This is a genomic window from Paenibacillus pasadenensis (assembly GCF_023715725.1).
Lineage (GTDB): Bacteria > Bacillota > Bacilli > Paenibacillales > Paenibacillaceae > Paenibacillus_O > Paenibacillus_O pasadenensis_A.
Map to the genome: position 1 here is coordinate 520,116 of NZ_JAMBOT010000001.1, position 18,792 is coordinate 538,907.

Below are 18,792 nucleotides of genomic sequence, written 5' to 3' on the forward strand. Positions count from 1 at the left end.
AAATGGTCAATGACGTTTGCCAGAATCAACTGCACGAAACTATGAATATCATACAGATATATTAAAAACTTTAAGGGAGAAATCAAGATGCCAAATACATCCGAAAAACCCCGCGGCAAATGGAGCAGCGCTGCTCAAATTCTGATTTTATTTATTCTGCTCGTCATTGTGCTTCAAACATTCGGATATTCGCCAGCCGGCCTAAGCAGCGACCCGCCTTCAGCCTTAAGAACGTACGGCTTTGAAATTAAAAATCAAACGGGCGGCCTTTACTTGTATCGGCCTGCTCCGCCGACAGGAGACATCGAACTGCCGGCTCCTTCGGATTCTATATCGCCCGGCGGAACAAGCCGCTACGAAGTCATAGCTAAATGGTTCAAAGATACTAGCGTTTCAGTCGTTTATAACGTCACAGATGCTCAAATGAGCAACTTGGGTATTCTTTCGTTTAAAATGTCCGTCTACGGCGGCATAAACACCAAATTCGATTCGGTTGAGACCGATGCCCCAATAAAATACTCCGAATCTTACGGCAATAGCGCTCACCAGCTCATTATCCGGAATAATTGATTCGGAATGCCGCAATATAAAACGCCGCAGCCTACGCTGCGGCGTTTTATATTGGATTAAGGCTTTTCTATGCCCCGCTAATACGCGGCATCGGCATCGATTCCTTGCCAAGCTCAGCCCAGGCATATTTAAGCAGCAGCTCGGACTTGAGCGCAGCCGCGGCCGGTTCGTCCCACAGATTGTTGTACTCGCCCGGATCCTCCAGCAAATCGAATATTTCACCGTAGGTCTGATTGTAATAAACGGTGATTTTGTATCGCGCATCAACGTAAGTCTTCTGATGAATGGTCGTCGGCTCATGCCGGAATTCGCAAATGGCATGGTCTCTCGCTTCCGAGGCCTCGCCGAGCCATACCTTTTTCTGATCGACGCCAGTCATCGCATACGGAACCCGAATATCGCAGAAAGACAGGAACGTCGGAGCAAGGTCAACGAGCGATTGGATCGCTTCGCTTGATTTGCCTGCCGGAATATGTCCCGGGTAACGAGCGATGAACGGAAGCTTGATCAAGTCCTCGTAGTGGAATCCGCCCTTAGCCTGCAGCCCGTGCTGACCGAAGAAATGGCCGTGATCTGTCGTAAACACAACAATCGTGTTATCCGCAATGCCCAGCTCATCCAGTTTGTCCAAAATCTTGCCGATGTATTTATCCATTAAGCTGATCATGCCGTAATAAACGGCTACCTGCTTTTTCTTGTCGTAATCGGTCAAACGCGGCCAGTTCCCGTATTCATAGTAAAGATGAGAACGATATCCGTGAATGCCTTTGCCCGTTTCCGCCAAATCGGAGAAATCCGGATTTTCCTCCTGAGTTTTAGCAAAATGAGGCGGGTTTTTGTCATGCTCGCCCGGCACCAGCTCTGGAATCGTAAGCTTGTCGGGATCGTACATCGTATCCCATGGCTCCGGAGCAAGATATTCGGGATGCGGATCAAAAAAGCTCGACCAGAGGAAAAAGCTTTCGCCATCCTCTTGATACTGCTCCATCAACGCGTTGGTCCGCTCAGCGATCCACGTGTTGTAATGGAATTCCTCCGGAATCGGCCAGCTGTACTTCTGATTCCGGTCCATCGTACCGGTGCCCGGCAAGAAATAATCCCGCCAGTTATGGCAGCCCTTCTCCTCCATCCAAATCGCATAATGCTGTCCGACATGCGCTTCGTTCACATGGTTTCTGGCGAGTTCGACATGGTCGAAGCCGTAAAACGTCTCGCTGTACTTTTTCCAGTAGTCCAGGTCCTGAAGAATCGGATAGGACTCCAGCGAAGGGAATTCCTCCGTTGAACCGAGCGGCTGGAAATGAGCCTTGCCTACCAGCGCGGTTTTGTAGCCGGCTGCATTAAAGTCTTCGCCTACCGTATGGCGGTCTTCCATTAGCTTGGTGCCGAGCGTCCAGGCTCCATGCTGGCTAGGATACATGCCGGTTATAATTGATGCGCGGGTCGGCGTACAGGTAGGGTTTGGACAATACGCTCTCGTAAAAGTTGTCCCTTCGCGCACAAGCCGATCCAGGTTCGGCGTATGGACTTCATCATTAAAGGCGCCAATCGTATTCCAGTGCTGCTGATCGCTCGTTATCAAGAGAACATTCGGTTTTTTCATCGGTCAGCCTCCTCCATTCGATTATAAAAAAAGGGGTACCCTTGGGGAATAGCTAAATGTATGATGAGTTTATCATTATGTTGGATTTTTGGAACGACGAAACGGAGTGGAACGGATGCAAATGCAGGAATATGATGTGGAATATGCGGAGTATTTGTTTTACTCTCCGACTGAACTCGACATTGAGAGCCCTTTTTGGCTGCTTCGGGCGGGAAGCAACGTTGCGAAGCCTCATTACCGGGTAGGCCCGAGAAGAATTGAGTGCTACAGTATACATTTTGTCAGGGAAGGAACTCTTATTGTTGAGAGCGGAGGCAAACAGTCCGTTCTGTCGGCTGGGGATGTATTTTGCATGTATCCGAACCGCACTTACGTGTACTATAAACCAAACGACCCTGATACGCTGCGCCTCTCCTGGTTTAGAATCGACGGTCCCGGCATGGAAAAGCTGATTGGACTTGCCGGATTTAAGCCGGAATCGCCATATCTGAAAGGAAAATGGAGCCCGGAGCTTCAAGAGCTGATCGAGCAGGTGCTGCATCGCTTAAGAGAGCCCGGGACGGACAAGCTGACCGCATGTCTGGAGCTAAAAAGCCTGATGTACCATTTTTTTGCCAAATTCATTCCTGCCGGAGATACGCAGCGCAGCGGGCCTTCCGCCAAACAAAGCTGGATTGAGCCATGCATGTCCTACATTCGGCTCCATGCAGCCGAGGGAATTACCGTGGAGCAGGTTGCGCGGTTTGCCGGGCTAAACCGGAGCTATTTCTCTACCCTATTTACGAAAACAGCCGGCATTTCGCCTGCAGAATACATCGCCAGCGTGAAGATGAGCAAAGCAAAGGAGCTGCTGCTCGGAACACCTGCCTCCGTGACGGAAATCGCCAACTCGCTCGGCTATTCCACTCTATTTGCGTTCACGCGGGCTTTCAAAACCTATCATTCCTTATCCCCGTCCGCTTACCGGAATCAGAATAATACCAAGTAAGATGGTCACATAACTTCCATTTTGATTTTAAGTTCTCTACTTTTCCGATATATCCGATTAATATGGTTAAGATTAATGGGATTAAAAATATTCTTTTCACAAACTTTATTCCAAAACGAAAAAAAGTGGAGTATACTAGGAGTATAAGAAACCCTAGTCAGGAACAGGAAGAAGGAATCTCCATGAAAACTTCACTGGCCAGCGAGCAATTCTCTCTTTGCATGCAGCTGCTAACCTCCTTCTTCAAGGTCGGCCCCACTACATTCGGCGGAGGTTATGCGATTCTGCCCGCGATTGAACGGGAAATTACGGAGCGCCGCAAGTGGCTGGACACGCCGGAAATGAGCGAAATCACAGCCATCGCCGGTGCGGCGCCGGGCGGAATCGGCGTTAATGTAGCCGCCTTTGTCGGCTACCGGATTGCCGGCGTCCCCGGCTTGGTGAGCGCTGTTATCGGCATTTGCCTCCCTACGGTGCTGTTTATGCTTTTCCTGTGCGCGGCCGCCGCAGGCTTCGGGGATAACTCCATCGTGCAAGCCGCGCTGAGCGGCATTAAGCCAACCATCGTCGCTCTTATCGTCTACGCCGCGCTGCGCATGGGCAAACAGGCGCTAACCCGCCCGCTGGCATGGAGCATTGTCACGATTTGTCTGCTGCTGCTGCTGTTCATGCCGATTCATCCTATTCTCGTATTGGCGATAGGCACCTTAATCTGGCTCGCACACGAAGTAATCTTCCCTTCCCCGCGCCGCCAGCTGCAACCCGTCATTCCTGGCGATGATTACTCTATATAAGCTAAGAAAGAAGGCTGACCGCTGATGTTAATGAATCTATTCTGGACTTTCTTCAAAATTGGATTCATGTCCTTCGGCGGCGGCTACGCGATGCTTCCCGTGGTCGGGCAAGCCGTTATGGACAACAACTGGATGAGCCCGCAGCAGTATACCGAAGCGATCGCCCTGGCCGGCATGGCTCCGGGACCGGTAGCGATGAACGCCGCCGTTTATGTCGGATACTCCACCGCAGGCTTGCCGGGAAGCCTCGTCGCTTCGCTTGGCATGGTTCTCCCATCCGCTATTATCATATTCCTGGTTGCCACCGTTTTTTATCGTATGTATGATAATCATTGGGTACAGGCTACGCTTAACGGCATGAAACCCGCTGTTATCGCCTTAATCGCTTATGCAGCCTACACCATGACGATTAATTCCAACATTAAAGCGGCTGCCACTGTAAGCACCTTTGCCAGCGTGGCCATCTTTATCGCAGCGCTCGCAGCCATGATAAAGTTCCGCGTCCATCCGCTGGCGATTATTCTGGGATCAGGAATAGTGGGGATATGGATCTATGCATGATTCAAGCGAAGAAATAGTTTCGGCAAAAGAACGAATTGCCTCGGCCAAAGCCAAAGAGATATTCGACCATATTAGACGCAAACAAGAAATATCCAAAAACGATCTGCTCGCCGTCAGCGGGTTAACGACCAGTACGCTTACCCGCGTACTGGATGAACTCGTCTCCATCGGTGTCATTGTGGAGAGCGGACTCGGCGCCTCCACCGGCGGAAGACGGCCGATTTTATATCAAGTTCGAGGCGAGTACGGTTACGCCTTTGGACTGGATATATCCCGGGTATCGTCGAGGCTAGTCCTGCTCGATCTGACCGGACGAATTGTAGAAACAGCGGAATGGGCGATGGGCGCAGACTCAACGCCTGAACGAATAATCGAACAAGTGGCAAGCCAGGCAAACGCCTGGCTTTTGGCGCATCAACTGCCGCTCTCTTCGATCATTGGCATGGGAATCGGAGCTGTCGGACCACTTGACCGGGAGACGGGCATTATTGAAGAACCCGAGTGGTTTCCCGCGCCGGGCTGGCAGCATGTCGAGATCGTTCGGCGGCTGCAAGAAAAAATGACTATTTCCATTCAGCTCGACAACGGCGCCAATACCGCCATTATTGCGGAAGCCTGGGCCAGCAGAGCGAAGGATTTCCGTCATCTTCTCTACGTTCACGGCGGTACAGGCCTGCGCTTGTCCATGATGTCGGACAGCAAACTGATTTACGGCGCAGCCGATATGGAAGGCTCGTTCGGACAGATGGTTATTCAAGCAGACGGAATCTCCTATCGTACGGCAAAAGGAAATTACGGCTGTCTGGACTCCTACGCCTCCGTTTATGCCATTGAACGGGAAGTCAACGCCCGGCTTCGGACAGGGCGAAGCAGTTATTTGCATGAGCTGCTGCAGCATGGAGAGCAAGCAAGATACAGTCATATCATGCAGGCTCTCAAGCGGCTCGATCCTATGGTTACCGAGGTTGTTACCCAAGCCGCGACTTATTTCGGAATCGGCTTAGCCAATCTGTTGAACATTTTGTATCCGGAGAAGGTGGTGCTTGGCGGACCGCTAATGACGGATTCAAACCTGTTTTTTTATACCGCCACCCAAACTGCAATCCGCAAAACATATCATTATCCAAAATATCAGGTTATTTTCAGCAAAGGCAGCTACGGAGAAGAAGCCATTGCCGTCGGCGCGGCGCTGCTGATGCTGGATCAGATGACCGGTTAGGAGCTCATACAACGATGACTAATGATATAAATGCAACACCAGCCAAACCGGCCTGCTGCTCGGCGGGCCGAACGTCTATCCCCCAGCTGAATCCCGAAGGGGCTGCCCCTCCGGCAGATGCTTCACGAAAACAAACGGCTGAATCAGCTCGCAGCTTGGATGTTTCTGCTTGGCCCGTCGTTCCAGAGGGCACGTATATACTGGGCACGGACGGCAATGAGGGATTCCCTGCCGATGCGGAAGGACCGGCCCGCCCGGTATTTATTAAGGCGTTCCGGATTTCTCCTTATGCCGTCACGAATGCGGACTTTGCCGCATTTGTAGATGCTACCGGCTATGTAAGCGAAGCGGAGCGCTTTGGGTGGTCCTACGTGTTCCACCTGCTGCTGCCGGATCCGTCCAAGGTTACAATTGCCGGCTCTCCTCCGCAAACGCCTTGGTGGCTTGGCGTTGAAGGCGCATACTGGCGGCATCCCGAAGGCCCTGGAAGCTCGATCGAGGACCGGCTCAACCACCCCGTTATCCATGTTTCATGGAATGACGCTGCTGCCTATTGCCAGTGGGCGGGCGTGCGTCTGCCAACCGAAATTGAGTGGGAAGCCGCTGCGCGGGGCGGGCTCGACCGCAAGCGTTATCCTTGGGGGGACGTGCTTCGCCCCGACGGCGAGCATTATTGCAACATTTGGCAGGGCGTTTTCCCGACCAAAAACCACGCCAGCGACGGTTATCTCGGCACCGCTCCGGTTGACGCCTTCCGTCCGAACGGATACGGCCTTTATAATGTATCGGGCAACGTATGGGAATGGTGCGCGGATTGGTTCACCGCTAATCCGGCACTTAGAGGTTCTGCCGAACAGCCGCAAGGGCCTTCGCAAGGAGCGGCTCGCGTGATGAAGGGCGGCTCGTATTTATGCCATCAATCTTACTGCAACCGCTATCGGGTCGCCGCCCGCAGCAGCAATACCCCGGATAGCTCAACCGGAAATACGGGCTTCAGAGTTGCGGCGGATGTGTAACTACGCAAAGCAAAAGCAGCCTTGACCCAGGGTCGAGGCTGCTTTTGCTTTGTTCAACGCAGGTCTTTCTTTAAACGAGGCAAACTGCGCCTTCACTTTTCGCAGGTCTTTCTTTAAACGAGGCAAACTGCGCCTCGTTTAAAGAAAGTTAATCACTCGATTTAAACTTATAATCCTTTGAGACTTTATCCAGCGGCTGCATTCTGGAAGTGCCGAGCGGCGGTTTAGCCGGACTGTGCCGAAGCTCTGCTCGCACACTGTTGTCAGCCACAATTTCGAGAAGTTCAATGATTCTGGATAGAGCGAGGAAAACAACGCAAATAATCAGCGCTCCTCCAATGCAAATAAAAAATAAAAAGGTATTATCTACAGGACCAAACATAATCCCCAAAAATAGTCCTACAGCCAATGCCGAAAAACCCAGTATTTTCAAAAGATCCGCCAAGCCCATCACCCCACCCGCTCGTTTTAAATGCGAGAAAACAAAAAACACCCTTAGAGCAGCCGATCAATCCCGAAGGTTGAATGCAGTCTGCTCTAAAGGATGTCTTTTCGAAGCTGAATTTAGCCTCTTTTTTCGTTTTCCAGACGGGCAAACTCTTCGTAGATCGCAGTAACGCGCTCCCACTCTGCATCGTCTTCGATTCCAACCAGAAATGCTTCGTCGTTCTCTTCCTCAACGCGCAGGATCAGACCGTCTTCTTCCGGGTTGTTGCGGTCCAGAAGTACGGCATACGCTTGATTCTCCGATTCGAACTGGTAAACCATAACCATTTCGCGCTCTACGCCTTCCTCGTCCGATACGAGAAAGACCGGCTCCTCGTGTTCGTGGTCATGTCCGCAGCCGCAGTTTTCGTCGTGTTGGTGCTCGCTCATCTATACCCCTACTTTCATTCGCTCTGAATTAACTCTGGTATCTTATCATGAGCCGCTTCGCGGGTCAAATCCGATTAATTCGCAATCAGATTTTTCTCGGACACGACAACCCAGTCATCCCCGGCGGACAACCGAATCGAGAAGCGAATCGAGTACGTGCCAGCGGAGTCAAAGCTGTATTTTAGGTCTTCAGATAGCAACCAGAAATTGTCTTTTTTTGATTTCATCACGTCCTGATGAATAAGCGTGTCTCTGCCCGAAGGATCCGTTATCGTGATTTTAAAGGAATGGATTTCCGTCGTGAGAGAATCCACCTGCGCAAACACCGAAAACGTCACTTTTTTGCCGGCATCAACACCGCCAAAAGTCGATTTGTCCGGTTTGAACAGGAACATATGTACATTCGGCTTTGTAATGGAAGCTTTTTTTGTATTTTCGTCCCATACAAGCACCGCCTGCAGCTGGTTCGCCAGCTGGCGTAACGGAATATAGCCCTTGCCGTCACTCATAATGCCGCCATCGGACAATTCGCTGCCATTAACCACAACCCGGATTGCTTGCGTAGCCGAGTCAGCGAATATTAATGTACCGCCCCAGAGCGTCAATGCCAGCGTGAGCAGCAAAACCTTTTTTCCTTTCATGAATTATCCCCTCTTCCAGAACCAATTGTAAGATTATACTCCTGGTCCGCGTCAAAGTTGCGCCGTTTCAAACATGGCTTCGAAAGCCTCAACTTTCTTGGCTGACAGTCGCGCTTCTTCGAATCGCAAGGCATACTCATGTCCCCTTAAAGCGCCAAGGAAATCTCTCTGCACTTCCCGGCAGGCTTTAAGGGGGCTGTTCCGGCTTGCGGGCCTGAAGATCACTGAATTTGTCGAGTTATGCAAAATTTTGCGCTTACCCGGGAAATGAATGCCCCGCTATTACCCGAAGGTTCGCGTTAAAACACATGGAACGCCCTTGCCGACCGCTCCCGGCTGACGCATGCGGTCCAAGTACTTTAAGCCGCGGCTGCAAGGCGTCTTGCAAACGGCGCAAGTATGCGATAAAACGAGCTTCATATGAACTTGCCGCCGATCGGAAACCGGCGCTTTTTTCTTGGCTGTTTTCGACTTGGATGAGCCGCCTTTGCTCATGAATGCCATTCCCCTTCCGGGCGCCCCTGCTGCGGACGCTTCCGTGTTATCCTATGCAGTAGCCCGGACGATGGCGATGAATTACAGTTAGCTTCAACAAAAAAAGATCAGAACCGTCATTCCGGCTCTGATCCCTGTTGCAGCTTGTGCTTAGAATATTGGGAGCTGATCAAGGTTGTTGGTCGGATCTCCATCCGCATCTCCGCGTAAATAATGGCCCCCGTCCTTACCTTTGAACACATTAACTCCAGCAAGCATGCCTTGCCCCGCTTCGTTAATCGCCTGATCGTAGGCTAATACACGCCCGCTTTCCGTTTTGAACGCCGTCAGATCTCCATCGCCGTTTTTTTGCACGGCAACAATACGCTCTCGCGATTGGGACTGCTGATTATTGATATCCATATTAAACTTCCCTTCAAATTAGAGTAGCGGCAGACCCGCCTCTCCCCAGTCTCCCCTTTTGCCGTTCTATTTAAAAGCTCGTGCATTGCTAGCCGCACCAGAGCCGACCTTCACCGCGCAGCAAAACAGCCTGGCTTCACTTAGCAGGATGAGTTATGATGGAGGCAGCGCTGCATGAGTGGTCCGATTCCTACGGAATGCAAGAGACAAACTTGAGGTGAAGCTCGTGGTTATGGTTTACATTTTGTCCGCTTTGATGGTCGCTCTGATGATCTGGATTTTGCTTGCCGTCACGAAAAAAGCCTATTCAAAAAAATGGGACGAGGAATCTTGATTCCTCGTCCCATTTCTTTTCCTTTCTGGCGTTTACCTTAAGCGTTCCGCTGCAACTGCCCGTTAATACGGAAGTTTCCGATCACGGCCGTGCTCATGGTTATGCTGCGGCTGCAGCACACTGCTTTCCGACGGCACACCGTAGAGGGCTGATCTAACTGATTGCTGCGGATAAAGAGCGCTTCGCACCGATTCAGCGGAATCCGCTCCTGCTTGTACTGGCGTAGCCGGTCCGATTAAAGTCGGAGCGCCTTTGCAGCCGCAAAGGAGCAGAAGTGCAGCTGCAGGCAAATAACGTATTTTCATTCGACTCTCCCTTCCTGCGCCGATGCTCATCTCGAGTTCAGTATGAGCCGGTGGAAGGGATTTTATTCCTATTTTTTATCGTTACTTTGCTCATCGGGCTCCAAGGAATACCCGACCCAGACATAGTTGCGGTCATACTCTAGCGAGTCGAATTGGAGCAATCTCGATAATGGAAATACGGCCAAAGCGATCAACCCCGAGAGACCGATCAGCCACACAAACAACTCCGCCGCCCATGCCCCTGTCATTCAGGAATCCCCCTTTTTTGCGTTTGAGCGCACCGCTTCTCTTGTCTGTTTCATAATCTGATGCCCGTAGACCGATACCGCCCCGCAAAGCAATCCCTGCAACGCCACCCTGACTGTAAAGCCAAGAAGTGCCATAGCAAGCACAATAGCGACAAAAGACACGATATACACAATCGTCCAGTTAGGAATTTGCGGCGTTCCTTTTAAAATCATACCGATAACCCAGCAAGCGGCCACAACAATGCTGAGATCGGGATTGATCAATTCCGATAACGCCTCGACCGACATTATCCGCACCCCCTTCATTGTCCGGCACACTACTATATGAACAACAGCTTGAATCTATGACATGCATACAGGGAAACAAACGGCTCCAGCAGTCATCAGGCCAGGAATAACAGAAAAGCCCCTTCGCAGCATTTTCTGCGAAAGAGGCTCTTAGGATACTGTTATTAATAGAGGCCAGGCTAATTCGGCTTGTTATCGTTCAATCGCCTTAACGCAGCCGCTAAATTGTCCCATAAGCCGACAGCGTTATGGCCAAATTCCTTAACAAACCACTCCGGCGTCGCAAGCAGCGCGGATAACTCATTCAGCTTATTCCTCTGCTCTTGGATAATCACATCCTGCTCCAAAACAATTTGGCGAAGAGCGTCGCGGCTGTATTCCAGCTCAACCACCTTCATTTGAAGCTGCTTGAACAGCTGCTTTTCTTCAAAGGTCGTCATCTCTCTCTACCTCCCGTTGAGGATTAATAACCGCGAAAGAGAGAGTAGAAGCACATGATTCGATTTGAAAATAGCGACTATCAGGATACTTGCCTGAGACATGATTAAATGCAATTTCATATCTTATATTCTAAGACAGTATCGGGGAGGAAATTACTATGGCAAAAAAGACCGATGTCATGTCGATTCACGGCATTCAAGGCTCCAGCATCGGATTCGTTTTAGTTCTGTTTATTTTGCTAGTTATCGTTACGAGCATGTTCAGCTTAAATCCATATTCATATCCAGATGAAGATGATTCATCCGGGATTCAAACAGTTCAGTCCTTCCGCGTATTTAATCAGACGACCGCCTACAAGCTTAATGTGGTCTCCCATACAAATATTCAAAATCCCGGAACAACAGTAAGATCGGGAGAATCCCAAGCTTTAGTACTCGTTTCATCACCAGGTTTCATTTATTATTCCGTACTAAATAATAGTAATAGCGCTTATGTAGGTGCTTTATCGGTAAATCTCTCCTCCACCGCCGGGTTTTCCATTAATTCATATTCCGGCCCGATCGCTCCTGTTGTCCTTCGGGAAGACCCGTACCGTCTCGTTGTGCGTTACTCGATTCCCTGAATTCAATTTAAATTGTCAATTCCTATAGAAAAAACAAAAACCCTTGCCTCGACAAGGGTTGAAAACTAAATTAGAACAAGCATAAAGGAGAAAATTACAATGAGAAATGATGCCGCGACTATTCATGGCGCCGGGAGCTCCAGCATTAGAATCGTTCTAGTTCTGTTTATTCTGCTGGTTATCGTCACAGGTATGTTTAGCTGGAACCAATACCGGAATGAATTAGATGAGGGAGGCTCATCCGGCATTGAATCCGCTCAAGGCTTTACCATTTATAACCAGACGAGTGACTACACGTTATATCTGTCTTCATTCGCGAATATTCAAAATCCAGGAATTCGAATTGTGAACTCAGGCGCTTCACAATCATTAGTTCTCCTGGGCTCGTATGGAAGCGTTAGTTACCTTGTAAGAAACAGCAGCACTAATGCACAGATAGGGTCGTTTTCAGCAGTCTTGAACTCTACCAGCGGGTTTACCGTAAATGCTTATTCCGGCCGAATTTCCGCTGACATTCCACCTTTGAATCGGTTCCAGCTAATCATTAGATCCGTACAATGATTTAAATCGACTTGCTTAAATAACGGCATGTCACTAAGAAGCGACTAGAGCGCTACTCCGTTTTAAAGCGGCCGAGGAGACCATGTAAACCCTCCGAAGTTTGTGCAAGATCGTCAATCATTCCGCTGATTTTATTTATTTCCTGACGCTGCCCGGATGCTGACAGATCGACCGATTCGGAGTAACTGTAGTCCCCTTCGATTCGCTTGGCCATACTTTCCAGGGTTGCCGAAATCTCTTCAATACTAGCCGTCATTTCCTCCGTGGATGCGGATATCTCCTGAGTCTGCTCTGCCACAGACTGGGCGTCTTGTTCAATCCGCCGGAAGGACTGTATAAGCGCAGCAATAGCCTCAACGCCTTTGCCCGCTTCCTCCACATCACGCCCAATCAGCACATACGCTTCATCCGTCCGGCTTTCAATTTCCTGAATAATGCCGGTAATAGAAGAGGCGTGAAGTCTGGACTGCTCGGCCAGCTTGCGGATCTCGTCCGACACAACGGCAAAACCTTTGCCGTGCTCGCCCGCTCTTGCCGCCTCAATGGCCGCGTTCAGAGAAAGAATATTGGTCTGCGAAGCAATATTTTGCATAATGTCCGCAATTCCCGTAATCTCTCCTGTACGTTCTTTCAACTGGCTCATAATTTGCAGCTTTTTGTCCGCAAATTCGCGGATATACTCGATTTGAGCCGATGCCGCTTGAACGGCTCCTGCTCCTTGCTCCGCTGCCTGAAGCGCCATTGCGGCGCTTGCGGCCGCTTCCTGCGTAGCATCAGCGATCCGTTCAGCACCGATAGCTGCCTCCTGTGACGCTTTGGCGGCCTCGTCGCTGGCAATGCTGTTTCGTTTCGCATTGGCCCGGACGTTGCCAATCATCTCGGATACGCTGGCTGCCGATGCGCTGACAGTGTTGCCGCTTGTCCCGATTTCCTGGGCTTTATCTGCTGTATAAGCCGCCGTCTCTTTGGAGGAAACGATAAGCGCCCGCAAATTCTCCATCATGGCATTGAAGGATCTGGCCAGCTCTTTTACCTCATGGATGCCCCGCGTCTCCATCCGAGCCGTCAAATCTCCCTCGCTGCTGGCCAATTCAGACATCCGGGCCGCCATAGTCCGGATGGGCGCAATATTGTTGCGGATAATGAAAAGGCTGATGCCAAACCAAATGATTAAAAGGACAATAAAGACATAAGCCATCACCAGGCTCGAGTTGAACGTGGCGTCTGCCGATGCTGTAGAAGCTGCAGACAATTCAGCCGTTTCCGATTGAAATTGCTCAAGAAGGGCCGTAATTCCATCCTTCTGCTTTTCGTATTCGGCACCGAACATAAGCAGTCTCGCTTTATCCATTTCACCGGCAGCAACTGCCTTCATAGAGGCTTCTTCTGTCGCGATTAAGGTATCGGAACGATCCTTTGACTGTTGAATTAACGCCAGCTCTTCCGGCGGCGCTCCCAATTCTTTAAGTCGGGTTACAACCTTGTCCCTAGTTCGGGTCTCTTTAACTTCTTTCCAGTAGCTGTCGTAATGTTCTTTCTCCCCGTCAATCGTATAATGCCGGGCCTGCTCGGTTAAAAAATCGGAAGTCTCCAACAGCTCGAGGCTAAGCTGCTTATATTCGGCTTCTTGCTCCGTAGCGGTTTTCACCTGTTCAAAGCTTGTGTGCAGCTTATTCAGACCATACCCCGTCAAAGCTGCACAAATGATCGTTCCATAAATAACAATCCGGATTAATCTCCCAATATCCAATTTCATCTTCAAGCGTACCCTCTCCCCATCTCTTATGCTGTTAAGATGCTCCTATAGCCACGCTATTTATAGCCCGTCATTTCCCGGCTTTATCTATTAAGCCCCTGATCTCCCCCCAATCTATTCCTTCTTATATCGGCTAAAACTTACCAACTTATCACTGAGTAATTTTACCAGTAAAGGTTTGCAGGTAACTTCTGAAATTAACTGGAAGTAAATTGAGATGCGCTTTGAATCTTTTTTGTAGTAGGACTATTTTTAGCATTCTAAAGATAGGAGAGCCCGCACCAGTATGTTAGTAAATCATATTATAAAACTATATCAAATTGAGGTGCTTATAAGCCGTAGGAGGAAACAGATATGCAGATAGGCATGATTTTGGTTTTGTTTATTTTATTGCTAATTACAGTGAGCGTCTGCATACCAATCCAGAAGTTACAGCATTGTTAACCCAAGGCTTTGATATTATCAATAACAGCAGCTATACTTTCTGGTTGACTGTGGTTTCTGGAGAATCTGGATTACCGCCCCCATGCTGTAACCTATTGTCTAAAGGCGGTAAACATCACTAAGAGCTAAATGTACACCTTTTCTCCGATAGCTCCGCAGATGCCGGGTATAAATCAGGTAGTGAGCGAGATTTTGGTTTACTATGAGAAATAATCCAACATTTTGGACTACGCGTATTCCCTCAATTGTCAATATTACTACTATTGGCAGCATTACTACGAAGGTGACATCTACAACGTTAACGATCCTTGATGCGTAATCAAAATATCTCCATTAAATCTCCAGCGGTACCCGTCTTTTAACTTATCCAAGTTCATAGCCCCTCTTCTGATTATCCATAATGAAAAGAGGGAATTCGACGGTAAAATATGAAGATGAATGATGACAGCGTGGCTACGGGATTGTCAGCATCTGATCTATTAATTTCCCATATGATGCTACAACCAAACATAGGAGGAGTAATATGAACATAGGTGTCGTCTTGGTTTTATTTATTATGCTGCTTATTGTGACGAGTCTTTTTTCTAATCCATCAACAGGAAGCAACAACGATCCAGCCTTCTCTGTTACAGATTCAAGAAGATTTACGCTGAATAATGAATCCTACTCAACCCTTTTACTAACTTCAAAAAGTGGAGATTTTGAGTCCCCGGGACCGCCGCGTCATTTAATAATTTTTCCAAATCGCTCCTATTCCTTTGAAGTTCGATGGGCTCCACTTACTACCTTTAAAGCTTTCGCGACATTCGAGGTTCGGCGCTTCCCCTTTAACGATATTCTGGATACAGAAATGTTCAATGGATTAGGAACCATTTCGGACCCCCAAGAATGGAGGGTGTTCAAAAGTCCTCCGCATATATCCTATGTAATAAATAACAGAACGCTTACCGTTACCAATCCAATGTGAGTCCGGAGGAGCCCTAATCTCACAATCTGCCAGTTCCCAGCCTCAATCTAAGCCACTCATTCCCAGCTATTACTTCCCAATATATAGAAAAATACGACTGTCATATATAATGGTTTTAAACTGATATTCTTCCATAGTGGAACAAAGCATGAACAAGAACGCGGTTGTAGCCTCCGGCAGAAGCGCAGCCAGCATCTGCAAGATGTCGATATACTGGATTTTGATGGCAGCAGACCGCTTGTTCACAGGTCTTGTTGATCCTTGCTGGCATGTTGTACATCTGCCCAACGTCTGCAAATTCCGGATACGTTAAGAGCCCGTGGGATCACCTCCCCGGGCTCTTTGTCATACGCTGTTAGCTTAGCTCATCGAACATTTTGTACCAGTAAAGCGCTGTATCAATGACCGATCCCGTATGCTTGAGCAAGTCCGCTCCGCCGAGAACGAAGCCGTGCTTCGCATAGAATCGGCACGCCACGAGATTGTCATCCTGGGCTTCCAAGGATAGGCCCACCAGTTGCTTGTCCTTAGCCCAAGCTTCCGCTCGTTCCAACAGCAGCTTGCTGACTCCGGTTCTTCGATACTCTCGAATTGTCGCAATGTTTTCAATATAACCGAAACGGGTCCAATCACGAACGACCCGGATTTGTCCGATACATATTGATCCGATGTAAGCCAAAAACAAAGCCTTGTTCTCCTGGTCGATATAGTCTTCCCAATCCAACTGATCGTCGGGAAAGCGAATCTCCTTCGGTTCATCAAACATTTGTTCTTCATAGGACCATTTGCCGTTCTGCAGTTGAGGCACGATCCGCCCTATGAGTGTAAACGGCTCGTTTGTTACGCGGATATCTTCAATCAACTCGGAACTTAGCGGTTTCAATACGATCGTCGGTTTAAGGCTCAAGGCTTCACCCTCTTTTGCTGTTTAGTATTATGACGCATGAAAGTATTCACGCTGAAGAATCGATTTGCAATTAATGATACGAACTTTACATTCGTAACGTCAACATTTAAAATTGTTAACTTATATTAAAAATACTTCCAAAACCGGCGAAGCAATTTAAAGACCTTAGCTTGCCACCGAAAAAGAACTCGATATAATCCTATAGGAAGGAACGATTATCAAGGTAATAAGCTACTTGCGCAAAAGGGAATTCGATGTCGGATAGAAGATTTTTGGTTCGGAATGAGCCATAGGGAGAATTTGGTCGTATATGCTATAATCGAACCAAATTTTGTAATCGGGGAGAGAATAGCATGCAAACGGAATGGGAAAAGAAAAGCGCGGAAGAAATTGCAGCTGATAATAAAAAGTCATCCTTAAATATCCTGTCGTTAATCTCAATTTGCTTGCCGATACTTGGGTTCCTGCTTATGTTTGCGGGTAACAGTTTTATTTACCTGCTCATTGGAATTGGATTTGGTGGAGTCGTATATGGACTTGAGAAGGTCGTTAAAACCATAAATGATTATCAGCATATTATAAATCGAAACAGTGAAGAATAAGGACCATCATATAACATAAAAATCCCCCACCAGCCGGTTGAACTGTGACCTGTAAGATGGACACTTTGAAAAAAGTGACCTTCTTACGGGTCATTTGTGTTTTAATCAAGATAATATAGACATAAGGGATACGAGACAAACTTTCTTAAAATTGAGGTGCTTTTTTGGAAATTATCTTTTTAGGATTAGGTCTTTACGGTAGTCCAATTCTGTCTTTCTTCTTTATGTACCTGTTCATTCATTTATTAGCTAAAGAAAATCATAGTGGCGGACTAAAGTTTTTAGCTTCGATATTATTTGCAATCATAGTTTGGACAATATCTGTACTCCTGATCCTTCAAGGTACATAAAGCTTGTTTGGGAACAGAAAAAAGCCCGCCGACCATCAAAGGTCAGCGGGCATTTGTTGTGTATGAGCGGCATAGCCCAAGCTATGCATAATATTGGTTTTATTTATCTTGTTGGTAATTACGATGAGCGCGAGTATTCCAAATCAAGAAGTTTCAACTTTATTAACCCAAGGCTTTGATCTTATCAATAATAGCAGCTATAGTTTCTGGTTGACTGTGGTTTCAGGGGAATCCGGGTTACCGTCCCCATGCTGCACCATTTCGCCTAACGGCGGTAAACATCACTACGAGCTGACTGTGCACCTTTACTCAAATAGCTCCGCAGATGCTGGATATCAATCAATTAGTGGACCGAGATTTGGATTTACAATGAGAAATAATCCAACATTCTGGACTACGCGTATTCCATCAATTGTCGATATAACTACTATTGGTCCCATTACTACAACGGTGACACCTACAACATTAACTATCCTTAATGCGTAATTGCTGATACAAGAATGATCGACAACTACGTGCATATCCTTCCCGATATCCAAGAGGACACGCCGGATACTTTCGGTAAAACATTCTATAAAGCGTGATTGTCGTATCAGGACCCTTTTCGTATCAAATTCGTATCACGTGCCAATTCGCATTGTTTTCAGAACCCTATTTTTCCTTAGAAAAAGCAAAAACCCTCGATTTCTTTAGGGTTACCCTGTCAAGATGCTAATGGCTCCAACCGGATTATCAGCAGCGGAGCCTAGATATCCGGCTAATATAACTAAGCCGAATATTAGTTCTGCATTCCTATTTTTTTCCACGATTTCTTCGACGCGCCAAACCAAATCCCCCTTTTGAAACACCTTGTTCCAAGTATAGGGGGATATTGTTGAGATTATAAGGGCTTCGCAATTAAAAACGACGTTCAGCCGATCTGCTCAGCGGCTTGGGTAAGAGTGCGACGATTTAACGCTCGTCGCTTGAGCCTGCGAGCCGTCCATACCTGTTGTAGCCACAGGCTGGAGGTAGGAATGAGGCGACAGAATGCTGCTCTGAGGACTCTACAGGATGGGTGTGATAGCCCGTACCTTTCTTTCAGTTCCGCATACTGTGTTGATATACAACTTCGGAGGGATTGTTATGAACTTAGGTATGGTTCTGGTTTTGTTTATTTTGTTAGTTATTGTAACAAGTGTTTTTTGTATGGTAAGTAATCCTGATGACACTGATCCACCTATAGGAATTACAGGCACGCAAACATTTTATATTGAAAATCAATCACAATTCAGAATACGTTTTATTTCGCGTACCGGACCATCTGATTTGCCTGAAAAAAGAAATCTTCCTCCTGGCACTAGCACAGAATACATCGTTAGAACTTCTTCATCAATTGAGCCGGTGCAAGTCCGAACTCTTTATTATATTTATGATAGTTCTGATTACAAACAGGGTGAATTCATAGTGACGATGGAGGCAACCGATTTGATTGCTATCGCTTACGTTAAAGGTGAAGAAGCCAAATATCCTGATAATTTGAATTTTGCACTATGGGCTTTGGGCAGAACAGTTAGAGCCGAGGACCGTTACTAACCCACAGCATCCAATATCCGGCATGCTCTATCCTGGTTTTAGGTTCTGCCACCCTGACTAAAGAAACATCTCGACCACGGATTTATCCCTCACATTCGCTCACGAGGCGCTGAAAAGAGAGAAACAAGAAGGCAAAAGCCTGCGTCGCTGGGTCGTGAAAGTGTTATTTTCATGGCTCAATCGCTTTCGTAAGATACTGGTTTTGAAAAGAAGGCGTTTAGCTATTT

The 18,792-nt window shown here is 47.9% G+C and carries 21 protein-coding genes; 10 read left to right on the forward strand and 11 right to left on the reverse strand.

Features of this window, described 5'->3' with window-relative positions:
* Positions 1–87 precede the first annotated feature (87 nt).
* Positions 88–570 carry a hypothetical protein gene (locus M3223_RS02420; RefSeq protein ID WP_251558578.1) on the forward strand — a complete coding sequence of 161 codons (483 nt, stop codon included), beginning with the start codon at positions 88–90 and terminating at the stop codon, positions 568–570.
* Between the two features lie 67 nt (positions 571–637).
* On the opposite strand, the gene M3223_RS02425 is transcribed toward M3223_RS02420, so the two are convergent.
* Positions 638–2,173: a sulfatase family protein gene (locus M3223_RS02425; protein WP_251558580.1), complete on the reverse strand. Its 1,536-nt coding sequence runs from the start codon at positions 2,171–2,173 to the stop codon at positions 638–640.
* 115 nt (positions 2,174–2,288) lie between these two features.
* Between M3223_RS02425 and M3223_RS02430 the strand changes: the two genes are divergently transcribed.
* The 5 genes from M3223_RS02430 to M3223_RS02450 all read left to right on the forward strand — a co-directional run bounded on the left by M3223_RS02430 (position 2,289) and on the right by M3223_RS02450 (position 6,751).
* Positions 2,289–3,161 carry an AraC family transcriptional regulator gene (locus M3223_RS02430; RefSeq protein ID WP_251558582.1) on the forward strand — a complete coding sequence of 291 codons (873 nt, stop codon included), beginning with the start codon at positions 2,289–2,291 and terminating at the stop codon, positions 3,159–3,161.
* A gap of 182 nt (positions 3,162–3,343) precedes the next feature.
* Positions 3,344–3,955: a chromate transporter gene (locus M3223_RS02435; protein ID WP_251558583.1), complete on the forward strand. Its 612-nt coding sequence runs from the start codon at positions 3,344–3,346 to the stop codon at positions 3,953–3,955.
* 24 nt (positions 3,956–3,979) lie between these two features.
* Positions 3,980–4,516, forward strand: a complete 537-nt coding sequence (locus tag M3223_RS02440) for a chromate transporter (RefSeq protein ID WP_251558585.1) — start codon at positions 3,980–3,982, stop codon at positions 4,514–4,516.
* The gene (locus M3223_RS02445; protein WP_251558587.1) at positions 4,509–5,735 is read left to right on the forward strand and encodes an ROK family protein; all 1,227 of its coding nucleotides are present in this window, start codon (positions 4,509–4,511) and stop codon (positions 5,733–5,735) included. The genes M3223_RS02440 and M3223_RS02445 overlap by 8 nt, the downstream gene beginning before the upstream one ends.
* Positions 5,736–5,749: 14 nt before the next feature.
* A complete protein-coding gene (locus tag M3223_RS02450; protein ID WP_251558589.1) occupies positions 5,750–6,751 on the forward strand; it encodes a formylglycine-generating enzyme family protein in 1,002 nt (333 codons plus the stop codon).
* Positions 6,752–6,899: 148 nt separating this feature from the next.
* Here the strand turns inward: M3223_RS02450 and M3223_RS02455 are convergent, their stop codons facing one another.
* From M3223_RS02455 to M3223_RS02495, 8 genes are all read right to left on the reverse strand, one after another.
* Positions 6,900–7,196, reverse strand: coding sequence for a hypothetical protein (locus M3223_RS02455; RefSeq protein ID WP_251558591.1), 297 nt, complete (start codon positions 7,194–7,196; stop codon positions 6,900–6,902).
* Positions 7,197–7,315: 119 nt separating this feature from the next.
* On the reverse strand, positions 7,316–7,627 hold the full coding sequence (locus tag M3223_RS02460) for a DUF1292 domain-containing protein (protein ID WP_251558593.1): 312 nt from the start codon (positions 7,625–7,627) through the stop codon (positions 7,316–7,318).
* Positions 7,628–7,701: 74 nt separating this feature from the next.
* Positions 7,702–8,268, reverse strand: coding sequence for a stalk domain-containing protein (locus tag M3223_RS02465; RefSeq protein WP_251558595.1), 567 nt, complete (start codon positions 8,266–8,268; stop codon positions 7,702–7,704).
* A gap of 645 nt (positions 8,269–8,913) precedes the next feature.
* Positions 8,914–9,165 carry a DUF3892 domain-containing protein gene (locus M3223_RS02475; RefSeq protein WP_251558599.1) on the reverse strand — a complete coding sequence of 84 codons (252 nt, stop codon included), beginning with the start codon at positions 9,163–9,165 and terminating at the stop codon, positions 8,914–8,916.
* A 396-nt stretch (positions 9,166–9,561) separates the two neighbouring features.
* Positions 9,562–9,804, reverse strand: a complete 243-nt coding sequence (locus tag M3223_RS02480) for a hypothetical protein (protein ID WP_251558600.1) — start codon at positions 9,802–9,804, stop codon at positions 9,562–9,564.
* A 68-nt stretch (positions 9,805–9,872) separates the two neighbouring features.
* A complete protein-coding gene (locus M3223_RS02485; protein ID WP_251558602.1) occupies positions 9,873–10,052 on the reverse strand; it encodes a hypothetical protein in 180 nt (59 codons plus the stop codon).
* Complete coding sequence (locus M3223_RS02490; protein ID WP_251558604.1) at positions 10,053–10,340, reverse strand: phage holin family protein; 288 nt, start codon at positions 10,338–10,340, stop codon at positions 10,053–10,055.
* A 179-nt stretch (positions 10,341–10,519) separates the two neighbouring features.
* Complete coding sequence (locus tag M3223_RS02495) at positions 10,520–10,780, reverse strand: hypothetical protein (RefSeq protein WP_251558606.1); 261 nt, start codon at positions 10,778–10,780, stop codon at positions 10,520–10,522.
* A 158-nt stretch (positions 10,781–10,938) separates the two neighbouring features.
* On the opposite strand from M3223_RS02495, the gene M3223_RS02500 reads away from it, so the two are divergent.
* Positions 10,939–11,403, forward strand: coding sequence for a hypothetical protein (locus tag M3223_RS02500; protein WP_251558608.1), 465 nt, complete (start codon positions 10,939–10,941; stop codon positions 11,401–11,403).
* A 613-nt stretch (positions 11,404–12,016) separates the two neighbouring features.
* On the opposite strand, the gene M3223_RS02505 is transcribed toward M3223_RS02500, so the two are convergent.
* Positions 12,017–13,720: a methyl-accepting chemotaxis protein gene (locus M3223_RS02505; protein ID WP_251559792.1), complete on the reverse strand. Its 1,704-nt coding sequence runs from the start codon at positions 13,718–13,720 to the stop codon at positions 12,017–12,019.
* 967 nt (positions 13,721–14,687) lie between these two features.
* Here M3223_RS02505 and M3223_RS02510 point away from each other — a divergent pair.
* Positions 14,688–15,131: a hypothetical protein gene (locus tag M3223_RS02510; protein ID WP_251558610.1), complete on the forward strand. Its 444-nt coding sequence runs from the start codon at positions 14,688–14,690 to the stop codon at positions 15,129–15,131.
* 355 nt (positions 15,132–15,486) lie between these two features.
* On the opposite strand, the gene M3223_RS02515 is transcribed toward M3223_RS02510, so the two are convergent.
* Positions 15,487–16,038: a GNAT family N-acetyltransferase gene (locus tag M3223_RS02515; protein WP_251558612.1), complete on the reverse strand. Its 552-nt coding sequence runs from the start codon at positions 16,036–16,038 to the stop codon at positions 15,487–15,489.
* 353 nt (positions 16,039–16,391) lie between these two features.
* Here M3223_RS02515 and M3223_RS02520 point away from each other — a divergent pair, with 353 nt between their 5' ends.
* Both M3223_RS02520 and M3223_RS02525 read left to right on the forward strand, forming a co-directional pair.
* Positions 16,392–16,640, forward strand: a complete 249-nt coding sequence (locus tag M3223_RS02520) for a hypothetical protein (RefSeq protein WP_251558615.1) — start codon at positions 16,392–16,394, stop codon at positions 16,638–16,640.
* A gap of 1,475 nt (positions 16,641–18,115) precedes the next feature.
* Positions 18,116–18,565: a hypothetical protein gene (locus M3223_RS02525; protein WP_251558617.1), complete on the forward strand. Its 450-nt coding sequence runs from the start codon at positions 18,116–18,118 to the stop codon at positions 18,563–18,565.
* Positions 18,566–18,792: the final 227 nt, after the last annotated feature.

Coding starts and splice junctions, on each gene's coding strand:
- M3223_RS02420 (WP_251558578.1), top strand. CDS start 88: ATGCCAAATACATCCGAAAAACCCCGCGGCAAATGGAGCAGCGCTGCT.
- M3223_RS02425 (WP_251558580.1), bottom strand. CDS start 2,173: ATGAAAAAACCGAATGTTCTCTTGATAACGAGCGATCAGCAGCACTGG.
- M3223_RS02430 (WP_251558582.1), top strand. CDS start 2,289: ATGCAAATGCAGGAATATGATGTGGAATATGCGGAGTATTTGTTTTAC.
- M3223_RS02435 (WP_251558583.1), top strand. CDS start 3,344: ATGAAAACTTCACTGGCCAGCGAGCAATTCTCTCTTTGCATGCAGCTG.
- M3223_RS02440 (WP_251558585.1), top strand. CDS start 3,980: ATGTTAATGAATCTATTCTGGACTTTCTTCAAAATTGGATTCATGTCC.
- M3223_RS02445 (WP_251558587.1), top strand. CDS start 4,509: ATGCATGATTCAAGCGAAGAAATAGTTTCGGCAAAAGAACGAATTGCC.
- M3223_RS02450 (WP_251558589.1), top strand. CDS start 5,750: ATGACTAATGATATAAATGCAACACCAGCCAAACCGGCCTGCTGCTCG.
- M3223_RS02460 (WP_251558593.1), bottom strand. CDS start 7,627: ATGAGCGAGCACCAACACGACGAAAACTGCGGCTGCGGACATGACCAC.
- M3223_RS02465 (WP_251558595.1), bottom strand. CDS start 8,268: ATGAAAGGAAAAAAGGTTTTGCTGCTCACGCTGGCATTGACGCTCTGG.
- M3223_RS02475 (WP_251558599.1), bottom strand. CDS start 9,165: ATGGATATCAATAATCAGCAGTCCCAATCGCGAGAGCGTATTGTTGCC.
- M3223_RS02480 (WP_251558600.1), bottom strand. CDS start 9,804: ATGAAAATACGTTATTTGCCTGCAGCTGCACTTCTGCTCCTTTGCGGC.
- M3223_RS02485 (WP_251558602.1), bottom strand. CDS start 10,052: ATGACAGGGGCATGGGCGGCGGAGTTGTTTGTGTGGCTGATCGGTCTC.
- M3223_RS02490 (WP_251558604.1), bottom strand. CDS start 10,340: ATGTCGGTCGAGGCGTTATCGGAATTGATCAATCCCGATCTCAGCATT.
- M3223_RS02495 (WP_251558606.1), bottom strand. CDS start 10,780: ATGACGACCTTTGAAGAAAAGCAGCTGTTCAAGCAGCTTCAAATGAAG.
- M3223_RS02500 (WP_251558608.1), top strand. CDS start 10,939: ATGGCAAAAAAGACCGATGTCATGTCGATTCACGGCATTCAAGGCTCC.
- M3223_RS02505 (WP_251559792.1), bottom strand. CDS start 13,720: ATGAAATTGGATATTGGGAGATTAATCCGGATTGTTATTTATGGAACG.
- M3223_RS02510 (WP_251558610.1), top strand. CDS start 14,688: ATGAACATAGGTGTCGTCTTGGTTTTATTTATTATGCTGCTTATTGTG.
- M3223_RS02520 (WP_251558615.1), top strand. CDS start 16,392: ATGCAAACGGAATGGGAAAAGAAAAGCGCGGAAGAAATTGCAGCTGAT.
- M3223_RS02525 (WP_251558617.1), top strand. CDS start 18,116: ATGAACTTAGGTATGGTTCTGGTTTTGTTTATTTTGTTAGTTATTGTA.